This window comes from Bradyrhizobium sp. Tv2a-2, assembly GCF_000472425.1.
Classification (GTDB): domain Bacteria; phylum Pseudomonadota; class Alphaproteobacteria; order Rhizobiales; family Xanthobacteraceae; genus Bradyrhizobium.
In genome coordinates this window covers 67,219-81,042 of sequence record NZ_AXAI01000020.1, presented here as the reverse complement: position 1 = coordinate 81,042, position 13,824 = coordinate 67,219, and the positions used below count along the sequence as shown (strand labels likewise).

At 62.3% G+C, this 13,824-nt stretch carries 10 protein-coding genes; 5 read left to right on the top strand and 5 right to left on the bottom strand.

Annotated elements, in window-relative coordinates:
* The first annotated feature begins 122 nt into the window (after positions 1–122).
* The gene (locus tag A3AI_RS0132435) at positions 123–4,199 is read left to right on the top strand and encodes an Ig-like domain-containing protein (protein ID WP_024519555.1); all 4,077 of its coding nucleotides are present in this window, start codon (positions 123–125) and stop codon (positions 4,197–4,199) included.
* A 78-nt stretch (positions 4,200–4,277) separates the two neighbouring features.
* Here A3AI_RS0132435 and A3AI_RS0132430 read toward each other — a convergent pair whose 3' ends face one another.
* From A3AI_RS0132430 to A3AI_RS0132420, 3 genes are read right to left on the bottom strand one after another with little or no spacing between them, the layout of a single operon-like run.
* Positions 4,278–5,192 carry a hydroxymethylglutaryl-CoA lyase gene (locus A3AI_RS0132430; protein WP_024519554.1) on the bottom strand — a complete coding sequence of 305 codons (915 nt, stop codon included), beginning with the start codon at positions 5,190–5,192 and terminating at the stop codon, positions 4,278–4,280.
* Positions 5,193–5,197: 5 nt separating this feature from the next.
* Positions 5,198–7,204 carry an acetyl/propionyl/methylcrotonyl-CoA carboxylase subunit alpha gene (locus A3AI_RS0132425; protein WP_024519553.1) on the bottom strand — a complete coding sequence of 669 codons (2,007 nt, stop codon included), beginning with the start codon at positions 7,202–7,204 and terminating at the stop codon, positions 5,198–5,200.
* A gap of 2 nt (positions 7,205–7,206) precedes the next feature.
* The gene (locus A3AI_RS0132420; RefSeq protein ID WP_024519552.1) at positions 7,207–8,811 is read right to left on the bottom strand and encodes a carboxyl transferase domain-containing protein; all 1,605 of its coding nucleotides are present in this window, start codon (positions 8,809–8,811) and stop codon (positions 7,207–7,209) included.
* A 310-nt stretch (positions 8,812–9,121) separates the two neighbouring features.
* Between A3AI_RS0132420 and A3AI_RS0132415 the strand changes: the two genes are divergently transcribed.
* Complete coding sequence (locus A3AI_RS0132415; RefSeq protein ID WP_024519551.1) at positions 9,122–9,751, top strand: TetR/AcrR family transcriptional regulator; 630 nt, start codon at positions 9,122–9,124, stop codon at positions 9,749–9,751.
* A gap of 28 nt (positions 9,752–9,779) precedes the next feature.
* Complete coding sequence (locus tag A3AI_RS0132410) at positions 9,780–10,277, top strand: Lrp/AsnC family transcriptional regulator (RefSeq protein ID WP_024519550.1); 498 nt, start codon at positions 9,780–9,782, stop codon at positions 10,275–10,277.
* A gap of 16 nt (positions 10,278–10,293) precedes the next feature.
* On the opposite strand, the gene A3AI_RS0132405 is transcribed toward A3AI_RS0132410, so the two are convergent.
* Entirely contained in the window at positions 10,294–10,599 is a 306-nt protein-coding gene (locus tag A3AI_RS0132405) for an ETC complex I subunit (RefSeq protein WP_024519549.1), read from the bottom strand.
* A 242-nt stretch (positions 10,600–10,841) separates the two neighbouring features.
* On the opposite strand from A3AI_RS0132405, the gene A3AI_RS0132400 reads away from it, so the two are divergent.
* Positions 10,842–12,032 (top strand): OpgC domain-containing protein, encoded by a 1,191-nt coding sequence (locus A3AI_RS0132400; RefSeq protein WP_024519548.1) that lies wholly within the window; start codon positions 10,842–10,844, stop codon positions 12,030–12,032.
* A 7-nt stretch (positions 12,033–12,039) separates the two neighbouring features.
* Here A3AI_RS0132400 and A3AI_RS0132395 read toward each other — a convergent pair whose 3' ends face one another.
* Positions 12,040–12,930: a VOC family protein gene (locus A3AI_RS0132395; protein WP_024519547.1), complete on the bottom strand. Its 891-nt coding sequence runs from the start codon at positions 12,928–12,930 to the stop codon at positions 12,040–12,042.
* Positions 12,931–13,165: 235 nt separating this feature from the next.
* Between A3AI_RS0132395 and A3AI_RS0132390 the strand changes: the two genes are divergently transcribed.
* Positions 13,166–13,564, top strand: a complete 399-nt coding sequence (locus A3AI_RS0132390) for a hypothetical protein (RefSeq protein WP_156928036.1) — start codon at positions 13,166–13,168, stop codon at positions 13,562–13,564.
* The last annotated feature ends 260 nt before the right edge of the window (positions 13,565–13,824 follow it).

Sequence of the window (13,824 nt, the reverse complement as noted above, 5' to 3'; positions counted from 1 at the left end):
GGCGGGCCAGCCTAAAGGCTGCCAGCACACGGATATTTTGGTTCGTGGCGAGGGCAAGCCAGATCAAGAACACTGCGGCACCACGCTGAGCCTGAACTATCCAGTAGGCGAGCTCGAAGCCAATGTTCGAAGCGCCCGGTGCAGAGCCTCCCCAAGTCGTCGGCAACATCGAGACGGCAATCGGTTGCGGCACCGTCACGCGCGGCAGCGGCATTGCCGTTCAAGCGATGGTTGGCGATGCTGTCCTCCAGGATGACGTGATCGAGACGGCGGCTGACGGCCGGATTGGCATTCGCTTCATCGACGGCACTGCGTTCAAAATTCCCGAAGGCACTCGGGTAGTGCTAGGCGAACTCCTCCGCGGCGCGCTGCATTCGGCCTTGATGGCGGCAAGAGGAACTTCCGCTTCCACTGCTGGTCCGGCGGCACAGACTGGTTTTCCCGGGATCGACGCGCCTGCTGGAGGTATTCGCGGCCGGGTCCACGCAGGTAGGTTCGGACTGCTGTCGCTCTTGGCGCTGATCTTCCCGATGCTGAAGGAAGCTCAGGCCGCGGACTCCAACGTTACACTCCTTGACGATGACAACATCACATACAAGGACCGCGAGCACGGCTCATTCGAGCTGACAACGAAGGAGGCTACGCCCCGGCACATCATGGTCGAGGATCCCGGAGAGACAATCGTCATCCGAAGGGTCGGCTCCTCGGTCAGCATAAGCCCGGTCGGGAATACTGCGGCTCGCATGGAGGAGTTGCAGGTCGCCCAACAGGACGCGCTCGCCAACTGGGATAAAGGGCTGGGACAAAGCGGGTCCAGCGCCTATCCCTTCCTGACTCCAGAGCTGCTGCTGCAGCCGATCAATTTTATTCAGACTGACGATGCGCCCGAGCTGCAAAATGCGCTCGTTCCGTTAGGGTCGTCGGTCGTCACGGTTCCCGACATCTTCATCGGACATACGCCGACACTGGCGATCACCAGCATCGCGGGACAAATTGGCGTTTCCACAAGCGACATCATCAATTCCTTCAACGCCAATACCGGGGTCGAAATCGTAGGCACGACCACGGGTGTGCAGGACGGACGTATCGTTACGATCATCATCGTCGATAACTCGAACCACGTCGTTTACAGCACCACGGCCACGGTCGCCAACGGCACCTGGTCGGTTAACCTCAGCCCGGCGGAGGCCAAATCATTGGCCGACGGCATGTACACGCTGACGGCGGACGTGTCGAATGCGGCCGGCGAACCGGCGGACGCCACCCGGACAATCAGGGTCGACGAGACTCCCCCGACAATCGCAATCGACACCATTGTCCGTCACGACGTCGTCAACGCCAATGCGGCGAGCACCGGGTTCGCTATCGCCGGCACCACGTCCGACGCAGAAACCGGCCAGCCGGTAACGGTGAGGATCATTGACAGCTCCGGCCACGTCGTCGACACGTTCACCACCACTTTGACGAATAACACCTGGTCAGTAAACGTCAGCCCGGCCGAAGCAAAGCTGCTGCACGACGGTAACTACACGGTGACGGCAGACGTCTCGGATACGGCCGGCAATCCCGCACCAGAGGCAACGCAAACGATCACGGTCGACGAGACGCCGCCGACGGTGAAATGGCTGCCGCAGGTTGAGAGCGGCGTCGAGGGCACGGCGATCGCACTTGGTGTAATCACTGCCACCGCGAACAGCCTGCCGGGCCACAGCAACAGCGTGCAGTCGCTCGTCGTCAGCGGCATCCCGGTCGGGGCGGTGCTCACGGACTGCACGAACAGCTTCACGGCAACCAGCGGCAACACTTCGGTCGACGTGGAGAGCTGGAATCTCTCGAAGCTGAAGATCATCCCGCCGAATGATACCAATTTCACCTTGACCGTCACGGCGACCGACCAGGACGCCAATACAGCGAGTGCCAGCGAGCAGGTAAGTGTCGCCCCCGAGGCGCCGTGCCTTCACCCGGTCACCGCGCACGGCAATGAAGACACAGCGATCGCGCTGAATCTCGGCGTAGCGGCCAAGAGTCTGTCGGGCGCCAACGGCGACGTATCCCCGAACAGCCTCGATACGCTTGTCGTGAAGGACATCCCGGTGGGCGCTACGCTGAGCGACGGCACCGGCTTGCCCGGTCACAGCTTTACGGCGACCGCAGATCACACCTCCTACGACGTGGCCAGCTGGAGCCTGTCGTGCCTGAAGATCACGCCCCCGGCGGGGTTTGACGGATGCTTCACTCTGGCGATTACCGCGACCGAGCGCGATTCCGAAGGCGATATCAGTGCGGCGGTGACGGCAACCGAAGTCGTGAGGGTCGCCCCGGTTGCCGAGCCGCCGACGGCAAGCGCACCAACGACGGCGACTACCACAGAGAACGCCGCGATCGACATTGCCGGCGTTGTCGTCGGTCCGCGGGCGGAAGATGCGGACGATAGGGTCATCGTACTGCTGACCGTCGAACACGGGACGTTGGCGGTGTGCCCCGTGGCGGGGGTAACGGAGACCGTAAATTGCCCGGGGTCGCTGACGGTGTCGGGATCGGCGGACGACGTCAACGCGGCACTGGCGAGCCTGATCTATAAGCCCACGAGCTGTTTCACCGGGTGCGACACGTTGCACGTTTCCGTCACGTCGCAGGATGGCAGCGACACCTACCCGACACAGGCGACCGCGGCGACGGTAATAAAGGTCAACCCGGATTCGGAGGCGTTGATAGTTGGCGGGCCCGGGCCAACGCTCGACTGGAACGACCAGGCCAATTGGAACGACGGCGTTGTTCCCACCTTGGGTATCCACGCAACCATCCATGCGCCTTGCAATTACACGGTCATCATCACGGGCACACCGGAAGCCCAGGCTAAGTCGCTTACGATTCCGCACGGCGCTGCATCGACGGACGTCACCGCCGGAGGAACGCTGCAGCTCGCGGGCGACCTCGATGTAAGCTATTCGGGGAAATTCGAGAACGACGGTACATTGGAGGAAACAGCCAACGCCAGTTTCAACGGACCTATCATCAATAACGGCACGATCATGGTCGATCCGAATGTCGACCAGCACGTGACAGGCAGCATTACCGGGATCGGGCAGTTCTGGATCGACAGCGGGGCCACGATCGAATTTGGCCCTGGCAGCAAGGTTGCACCGTGCACGACAGACAGCCAGATCATCCACTTCGAGCAGGGCGCCGGTAAGCTGATCATCGATGACTGGCAAAAATTCGCAGGAGTCATCACGGGCACCGACATCGGCACGCACCTCACGTCAACCGATTTGATCGACCTCACACAGCTTCCCTATGTGGAGGGAGGCATGTCCGTTTCGGTCTCGTACAATTCGGGCACCAACATCAGCACGATGACCTTCAGTGACGGCATCAGTGCGAATAATGTGACACTGCATTTGTCCGGGAACTACACCGGTGCCAATTGGTCTTTCACCAGCCTCAACGGTGGAGCCGGCACTGAACTCTCCGACCCTCCAGCGAGTTCCAGCACCGTGACGGTCGACAGCGGCGCTGCCGGGGAAACGGCGGCAAGCGCTGCGACCATCAATTTTGGCAACCCTGCCGGTACCGACACCAGCGTGGCGTTCGACCATTCCCGGAGCTTCGGTGGACAAATCACCGACTTAACGGGCGATGGTACGGCGGCCACGCTCGCAGCCAGTCAGACCTTCACGACGACGAGCGCGAGTGGCTCCGGCGTACATGGCTTGGCACTATCCTCTCTAGCGCAAGTCATGTCTGGGGACACTCTCGGTGCGCCCGGAGACTCATTCCATTTCAATGATGCGGTTTCGGGTATCAAGGGATCGGGCATCACCGACGTTGCAGAACCCGGCCATACTCCAGCATCGATGGACCGTCTCGAAGGCGCTGCAGGGACTCACGGATCGCTGGCCATTTCACACGGAGAAGAAACTTCCGATACGCTCGGGGACTCCTTTCATTTCCACGACGAGATTTCCAGTTTCAAGGGCTCGGGTCTCCTTGACGCTGCAAGGCTCAACCAAATCCCTGCGTCGATTGGCAATCACGTAGACAATATTGCAACTCACCTACCGCCGGCGATTTCAAACGGACCACAAGCGATCGAGCTGGCCCCGCCGGGACAACATCCGGATGACCATCTCACTATCGTTCCAGACCACATGCCAAGCGCTCTCGTTGCCCAAGTGCTGCACGATCTGATCGTCTGACGCCCTGGGACGTTGCGGGACTCCACCAAAGCATCGATGCCGAGGGCAAGAGCTGATCGACTTCCTATTCGCCGATCTCTATTTGCTATTGGCCCTTGTCTTCTTCGCATTCAGCGCCGCCGCCACGCGGCTGACTGGGGGATGGCCAAGCAGGCGGCAGATGTGGTCGGTGGCCGCCAGCAGCTTCTCCATGTCGACGCCGGTTCTGATCCCCATGCCTTCGAGCATGTAGACCACGTCTTCGGTGGCGACGTTGCCGGTGGCGCCGGGGGCGTAGGGGCATCCTCCAAGCCCGCCGGCGGCGGAATCGATGACATGCACACCCTCCTCCATGCCGGCATAGAGATTGGCCAGCGCCTGGCCATAGGTATCGTGGAAATGCATCGCGAGTTTTGCGGCCGGCACGTGCGCGCTGACCGCGCGCAGCATCTGCTTTGCCTTCAGCGGCGTACCGACGCCGATGGTATCGCCGAGCGAGATTTCGTAGCAGCCGAGGTCCCACAACTGTTTCGCGACATTGGCTACCGCCTGCGGCCTGATTTCGCCGTCGAACGGACAACCGAGCACACAGGAGATATAGCCGCGCACCGGCACGCCATCGGCCTTGGCACGTGCCAGCACCGGCTTGAAGCGCTCGATCGATTCCGCAATCGAGCAATTGATATTGGCGCGGGAAAAGCCTTCGGAAGCCGCGGCGAATACCGAGACCACCCTGGCGCCGGCGCCGCGGGCGGTCTCATAGCCTTTCTCGTTCGGTACCAGCACATGGAACTCGGCGCCTTCGATGCGGCTCACGCCGCGCAGCACCTCGGCGGACCCGACCATCTGCGGGATCGCCTTCGGTGAGACGAACGCACCGACCTCCACGGTATGCAAACCGGCATCGACCAGCCGCTCGACGAAGGCGATCCGGTTGGCGACGCTGACGGGTGTTTTCTCGTTCTGCAGGCCGTCGCGCGGCCCCATCTCGATGATGCGGATTGCGTTGCTCATGCTGCTCACTCGCCAATCGGCTCGACTTCGGCCAGCTCCACGCCTTCCTGCACGATGTCGCCGACTTTGCACTTGATCTGCTTCAATACGCCGGCAAAGGGCGCGCGCAGCGTCTGCTCCATCTTCATCACTTCGAGCGTGAGGATCGCCGCGCCTTTCTCGAGCTTGGCCCCCGCCTCCGCCAGCACCGCGACCACCGTGCCCGGCAGCGGCGCCACGATCTTGTCCTCGCCGGTTTGCTCCTCGGTCTCGCCGCCGAACGGATCGACCCAATGCAGCTCGAAGCGGCCATTGCGCGTGCGCAAGTAAAGCTCGTGACCCTCGATGATCGCCGTGATGGGAGTCTTCACGCCGTCGAGCGTCAGGTCAAAGCCACCATGGTCGGCCGTGCTCGCGACAAAGGTCAGCTCGCGCTCGCTGACCGCGAGTGTTGCCGGACCACGGCCGTAACGAAGGGTGATTTTCTGCTCCGCGCCGTGGCCCTGCCGGAACGAGAACACCCGCTCGCGGCGGCCGACCGGCATCCAGCCGAAGGTCTGCCACGGCGACTGCGCCTCGGCTTTAGACGCCTTTGCCTCCCCGTCCAGGATCGCAGCGACGGCGGCGCAAAACTCGAGCTCGCCGGCAGGCGGCGGAGCAGCCGCCAACGTCTTCAATTCGCGCTCGATAAAGCCGGTATCGATGGCATTCGCTGCGACGCTCGGATGGGTGATTAGCGCCGACAGGAACGGAATATTGGTGACGACACCGCGGACGTCAGTCTCTTCGAGGCCGCGGTTGAGCCGTGCAATCGCAGCCTCCCGCGTCGGCGCCCAGGCAATCATCTTGGCCAGCATTGCGTCGTAGTAAGGCGATACCGCATCGCCATCGCGATAGCCGGCATCGATGCGCAGTCCATTTGTCTCCGCCGGCACCCGCCAGGTGCGGATCTTGCCAACCGATGGCATGAAATTCTTCGCCGGATTTTCGGCATAGACGCGTGCCTCGATGGCGTGGCCGTTCAGTCTGATCTGGTCCTGCCGCAACGGCAACGGCTCGCCGAAGGCGACACGGAGCTGCCATTCGACCAGATCGATGCCGGTGATCAGTTCGGTGACCGGATGCTCCACCTGCAGTCGGGTGTTCATCTCGATGAAGAACACGTCCTTGCCGTCGGAGACGAATTCGATGGTACCGGCGCCGATATAGTTGACCGCGCCCGCCGCTTTCCGCGCGGCGGCGCAGACAGTCTCGCGCTGGGTCGCGTTCAGCGTCGGCGATGGCGCCTCCTCGATCACTTTCTGATGGCGCCGCTGCAGCGTGCATTCGCGCTCGAACAGCGACAGGAGATTGCCGTGACTATCGCCAATGATCTGCACCTCGATATGCCGGGGATTATCGACATATTTCTCGATCAGCAGACGATCGTCGCCAAAGGCGGCCTTGGCCTCGCGCTTGGCGCTCGTGATTGCCGCCGCAAGCTCCGGCGCACTGCGCACGATACGCATGCCACGGCCGCCGCCGCCGGCGGACGCCTTGACCAGCACCGGGAAGCCGATCCGGTCGGTGGCTTTGGCAAGCGTCGCATCGTCCTGCGCCTCGCCATGATAGCCCGGCACCAGCGGCACGCCGGCTTTTTCCATCAGGGCCTTCGAACCGGACTTCGAGCCCATCGCGGTCATCATGTCAGCCGTCGGTCCGACGAAGACGATGCCCGCGGCAGCGCAGGCTTGCGCAAATTCCGCATTCTCCGACAGGAAGCCATAACCCGGATGGATGGCCTCGGCGTCGGTCTTGCGCGCCGCCTCGAGCAGGCGCTCGACATTGAGATAGCTATCGCGCGCTCGCGCAGGCCCCAGCAGCACCGCCTCGTCGGCCATCTCGACATGCAGCGCGCCGCGGTCGGCTTCGGAATAGACGGCGACCGTACGCAGGCCCATCCGCCTGGCGGTGCGAATGACGCGGCAGGCGATCTCTCCGCGGTTGGCGATGAGAAGCGTGCGGAAGCGACGGTACATTCTGGAGCGGTCCATCGTCACATCCTGAACAGGCCAAACTTTGTGGGTTCGATCGGCGCGTTCGCCGCCGCCGACAGGCCAAGGCCGAGCACGAGGCGGGTGTCGGCGGGATCGATCACGCCATCGTCCCAGAGCCGCGCGGTCGCGTAATAGGGATTGCCCTGGCTCTCATATTGCGCCCGGATCGGCGCTCTGAATTTGTCTTCCTCTTCGGCCGACCAGCTGTCGCCCTTGGCCTCGATATTGTCGCGGCGTACCTGGCTCAGCACCATGGAAGCCTGCTCGCCGCCCATCACCGAGATGCGTGCGTTCGGCCACATCCACAGGAAACGCGGGCCATAGGCGCGGCCGCACATGCCGTAATTGCCTGCACCATAGGAGCCACCGATAACGACGGTGAATTTCGGCACGCCCGCGGTCGCCACGGCAGTTACGAGCTTGGCGCCGTCACGGGCGATGCCGCCAGCCTCGTATTTCCTGCCGACCATGAAGCCGGTGATGTTCTGCAGGAACACCAGCGGAATGCCGCGCTGACAGCACAGCTCGATGAAGTGGGCGCCTTTCAGCGAACTCTCACTGAAAAGGATGCCGTTGTTGGCGATGATGCCGACCGGATAACCCCAGACATGGGCGAAACCGCAGACCAGCGTCTGGCCATAGAGCTTCTTGAACTCGTCGAACTCGGAGCCATCGACGATTCGGGCGATAATGTCGCGCACGTCGAACGGCTTGCGGCCGTCGACCGGCACCACACCGTAAATTTCCTCGGACGGAAACAACGGCTCGCGCGGCGCGCGCATGTTGAGCACACTGTGCCGCGGCGGTTTCAAGGTGGCGACGATCCTGCGCGCGATACCGATCGCGTGCGCATCGTTCTGCGCGTAATGATCGGTGACGCCGGACTGGCGCGAATGCACGTCCGCGCCGCCCAGCTCTTCCGCACTGACCACCTCGCCGGTCGCGGCCTTCACGAGAGGGGGCCCGCCGAGGAAGATCGTGCCCTGATTGCGGACGATGATGCTCTCGTCCGACATCGCCGGCACATAGGCGCCTCCGGCGGTGCAGGAGCCCATCACGATCGCGATCTGGGGGATGCCGAGCGCGGACATCTGCGCCTGATTGTAGAAGATGCGGCCGAAATGCCGCTCGTCCGGAAAGATCTCGTCCTGCATAGGCAGGAAGGCGCCGCCGGAATCCACCATGTAGACGCACGGAAGATTGTTCTGGCGTGCGACATCCTGCGCGCGCAGATGCTTCTTCACCGTCATCGGATAATAGGTGCCGCCCTTGATGGTGGCGTCATTGGCGACAATGACGCATTCGCGTCCAGCAATCCGGCCGACCCCGGTGACGATGCTGGCCGAGTGCACGTCGCCGCCGTAGAGGTCGTGGGCCGCGAGCGGCGAGAGCTCCAGAAAGGCCGTACCGGGATCGACCAAGAGATCGACGCGTTGGCGCGCCAGCATCTTGCCGCGGGCGGTATGGCGCGCCCGCGAGGCCTTGCCACCGCCGCCGGCGACGGTGTTGAGCTTTTCACGCAGCTCCGCGACCAGCCCGCGCATGCTCTCCGCATTGCGGGCAAAATCGGACGACGACGGATCGATGATGGAATGAAGCGTCATGATCGGCGTTTTCTTCTGATGCTAGAGAGCCGTTGCGATTGCTTCAAGACAGGCGGGATGGATGGCCCGGAGGGCAGCGTGACAGACCTACCATTTTTGCCAGCATATTGTCCCTCCCGCCCGTATTTTGCCCTTGGCGTCCGCACCCCTGAATTAAACGATCATACGTTTTTTAACTCCATTCTCAAGCGGAGACTTCATCGCGTGAATTTCATACCGTAGAATATTGATTTGATTGCCGCTTCATGCCATAGATATACGATCGTTCGCTTGTTTGTCGAATGCTTGAGCACAGCTCTTCCAGAACCGCATGTCACGCACCATCGGCTCATCCGGCCCGAAGACGCAGGAGGCGATCCGCAGGGCGGGGCTGCGCCTGATCTTCGAGCACGGCTATGAGGCCATGAGCCTGCGACAGCTCGCCGCCGAGGTCGGGATCCAGGTGGGATCGCTCTACAACCACATCGCGACCAAGCAGGGGCTGCTATTCGAACTGGTGCAGGACCACATCAACGAGCTGTTGCGCCAGCTCGACCTAGCGCTGGAAGGCAAGGACGAACCGCGCGACAGGCTCCGCGCCTTTGTCGCCTTTCATGTCGGCTATCACATGACCCGCAAACGCGAGGTCTTCATCGCAAATTCCGAGCTGCGCAGCCTCGAGTCCAGGAACTACGAGGCAATCGTCGCGCTGCGCAGCGCCTATGAGCAGCGGCTGTCCGACATTCTAAGCCGGGGCGTCGCCGCCGGCGTGTTCGAGGTCGTCGATGTCCAGGTTGCGACCTTCGCGATCCTTTCGCTGCTGACCGGGCTCTGCAACTGGTACCGCCCAGGCGGACGGCTAACCAAGGAGGCGATCATCGCGGCCCATGAGAAGCTCGTGCTGTCAGGCGTCGCAGCCGAGGGCCCCGCGTCGCCTGCCGGCGGCAAACGCAAAAGCTAACGGCGCCAACCCTGAGAGCGAGGCATCCATGACCGCGCGAGACGATCTGGACGCGATCGACTTGCGGATTGTGTCCGAGCTGCAGAGGGATGGCCGCCTGCCCCACAACGAGCTTGCAAGCCGGGTCGGCATCTCCCATCCCAACTGCCTGCGGCGCGTGCGCGCGCTGCGTAGCCGCGGCATCATCCGGACGATCCGCGCGACCGTCGACGAGCGATCGCTTGGCTATGAGGTGGCCTCGTTCGTGGCGATCCAGCTGTCGAGCCAGAACCAGGCGGCGCTGGCGGCGTTCGAGGGCGCGATCGCAGCGCTGCCGCTGGTCCAGCAATGCTGGCGGATTTCGGGAGATGCGGACTTCCTGCTCAGATGCGTTGCGGCAAGCGTCGAGGAAATGAGCCGACAGCTCAGATTGTTTGCGGCGATGCCTGACGTGCGCACCATCAGAAGCTACCCGGTGCTCGGCGTATCCAAGGACGCGCTGCTGCCGATCCCGGGCGAGCCGGCGATAGCCGGCCCGTCAGGCTAGGGCTTCCCGCGATTGATCAGTGGGTCCAGGGCTCGGCGCGCCGGAAGGCAAAGTTGTCGGCATAGGCGATCTGCCGGTGCAGCGATTCCCTGGGCTCGATCACCTGGTAGGGAATGCCCTTGCGCTCGCAATAGGCGATCGCCTCCTCCTTGGTGTGGAAATGCAGCGAGAGCTGCTGCTTCATGTCGGAGGACGAGGTCCAGCCCATCAGCGGCTCGACGGCGCGCGGCTGCTCCGGCTCATAGTCGAGCTGCCATTCCTTGGTCTTCGCCCTACCAGATTGCATGGCGTTCTTGGCGGGCTTGAAAATCCGTGCGGTCATGGGCGGTCGGGACCTCTTGGAAAGGCTGACTTGAAGGGCGTGGAGGAAACGTCCAAGATGGGCTGGAGTCACCGCAAGCATTGAGACGGTGATTCCTCTACCCGGGATGTTCCTTGCCGGACCGGTATAGTCATTATGCTGCGCTGTGACAATCGCGACACGCCGTGTGACATTCTCGGGCCGGACGGCTCTCCCCTCGGTCCAATTTGTAATAAAGACGGCCCAATTCGCGAAAGCACCCCATGAAAATCAACGCAGTGCTACCCGACAAAGGACGCGACCTCCGCCTCGACCTGTTCCGCGGTATTGCGAACTGGGCGATTTTCCTGGACCACATCCCCGACAACGTCGTGAACTGGATCACGACCCGGAACTGGGGCTTCTCCGATGCCGCCGACCTGTTCGTCTTCATCTCCGGTTACACGGCTTCGTTCGTTTATGCGCGCATGATGATCGAGCGCGGCTTCATCGTCGGCGCAACAAGGCTCACCAAGCGGGTCTGGCAGCTCTATGTCGCCCATATCATTCTGTTCGTGATCTATATCGTGGCGATCAGCTTCCTGGCACGACGCTTCATGGATTCAGATCTGATCAACGAGTTCAATGTGGCAGGCCTCGTCGACCACGCGACCGAAACCCTCGGCCAGGGGCTGTTGCTCAAGTTCAAGCCGGTCAATCTGGACGTGCTGCCGCTCTACATTGTGCTGATGGGTGTCTTCCCGCCCATCCTGTGGTTCATGCTGCGCCAGCCCGACGTCACCATGATCGCCTCCCTCGTGCTCTGGCTGGTGGCGCGCCATTTCAGCTGGAATTTCTCCGCCTACCCGGCCGGCTCCTGGTATTTCGATCCGTACTGCTGGCAGGTGATATTCGTCTTCGGCTCGTGGTGCGCACTCGGCGGCGCCAAGCGGTCGGCCTGGATCATCAATTCCAAGCCGGCGCTTTATCTCGGCGTCGCCTATCTGATCTTTGCGCTGATCATGACCATGGCGGGCCGCTTCTCCGACTTCGGCGCGCTGTTCCCGAACTGGCTGTATTCGGCCTTCAATCCCAACGACAAGACCTATATGGCGCCCTACCGCTTCCTGCATTTCATCGTGATTGCGATGCTGGTGGTGCGGTTCATTCCGAAGACGTGGCCGGCGCTGGAGTGGAAGGGCTTTGATCCCGCCATCGTCTGCGGCCAGCAGTCGCTCGCGGTGTTCTGCGTCGGCGTCTTCCTGTCCTTTGTCGCGCACTTCGTGCTGACCCTGAGCTCAGGCTCGGTGCTGGCACAGATCGTGGTCAGCCTCGCCGGCATCTGCATCATGACGATAGTGGCCTACTACATCTCCTGGTCGAAACGACAGGACAAGCCGGCAAAGGCGCCGGCGCCCAAGGCAGCGGAGTCCCAGACAGCTGAGTCCAAGGTACCGGAGCCGAAGCCGGCGTAAGGCGGCTTCAGGGGCGGCCCTTGCCCCTCGGCCTCTTGCCAAGCAACTGGCCTCGGGACGAGATGCCGCCCCAGGAGGACGACCAGGCCAACGCGGCGTCGGATTCGCCCTCGCCGCTACGATCGGTGGCATCATCTCTGCGCCGGCCCTGCAATGCGAACATCGCGCCCTGCGGATCGATGCAGCGCGCGATCCAGCTTCCGCCCCAAAGCTCGAGCGGCCCCTGTGCGATTTGGCCGCCACCCGCCTTCACCTCACCGATCGCCGTATCGAGATCGGCGACCTCGAAATAATACAACCAGAACGGGACCGGTGTGGCCGCGAATTTGGTGAACATGCCACCAAGCGTGCGCCCGCTGGAAGTAAAGAGCTGATAGGTATCCACCAGCGCCTCCTCGGCTTGCGCTTTCTCCCAGCCGAACAAGGCGCTGTAGAAGCCAAAGGCGGCCTTGCTCTCGCCCGCCAACAGTTCGTGCCAGCTAACCGGGCCGAGCCCATCGGCCTCTGCCGTGGCCGTGCCGTATTTCAGGCCGCCGACCAGCGCCAGCGTTGCGGTTTGCGGATCCGCGACCACCGCGATCCGACCGATATTGCTGTCGGTCGGTGGCACATAAACCGCCCCGCCAAGCGCCTTGAGCCGATCGACCGTGCCGTCCACGTTCCGCACCGCGATATATCCGACCCAACGCGGCGTTGCGCCCCTTTTCCGCCCCTCCAGTGGCAGCTCCATCAGCCCGGCGACCGGTGCGCCGCCGGCATTGAAAAGCCGATAAGCGAATTGCGGCGTGGATGCGTCCTCCGCATTCCAGCCGACAACCTTGCTGTAAAAGGACTGCGCGGCGGGCAGGTCCGTTGTCAGCAGTTCGTACCAGGCGAAGGCTGTGGGATGATCGACCATGCAAACCTCTCTAATCACCACGACGATGAGTGCCGTGACGCACCGCAACGTGCGCCTCTTCAAGTACGCCGATTCATGTGCTCCCATTCATTGCGGCGTTAATCAACATGAATAGGAAATGAATATGCAACAACGACTTAGTAGAGCTATCACGCTTGCGCGGCGCATGCGCCCAGCGTAGAATTTATCTGCTGGAGTCCCACACAGTTCTGAAAAGTTTATGGAGGTTGCGACGATGTCACGGGTGAAACAAGCTTCTAAGCGGAAGCGTGTGACCAAAGCCGCCGCCGTGCCGGCTTTGGGTGCCGCTGGGTTGGGCCTTTCGCTGGCGGGGAGCGCATCCGCATCCACGCTGCCGACCGCAGATATCCCCCAGTCACTCGACAAGATTGCCAACCAGCACTTCGTGCTCGGCGAAGAGGAAATTGCCGACGTCAGCCTCGCGACCTTCCACCTCTTCGACAAGGAAAGCGGTCAGGCCGGTGCCCAGCAGATGGCCTGGGGTTGCCGTTGCGGTGGCTGCAGAGGTTGCGGCGGCTGCAGGGCGTGCCGTTGCGGGGTGGGTTGCCGCTGCGCCGGCTGTGGGGGCTGCGGTAGCTGCTGCGCATCCTGGGGCATCTGCCGCCTCTGCTAAGCCGCGGCACGTTCCGATTGCATATCGACGAGCAGAGCGTTTTGTTGGCCGGGATCGATCATCGACCCGGCCAATTCTTGCGTTGTTATACTTTCACGCCTCACCGCATTTGCGGGCTTGCCGACGACTGCCGGTCGTATTTCCTGCATATTCGAAGCGATGCTGGCGCGGCGCGTGAATCGGCCACTGGCCGCGCCTTTTCGCCATGCGCCAACGCCCCCTCAAGACAACTCCGCGTGCTGACACGATGACCAAAAAAC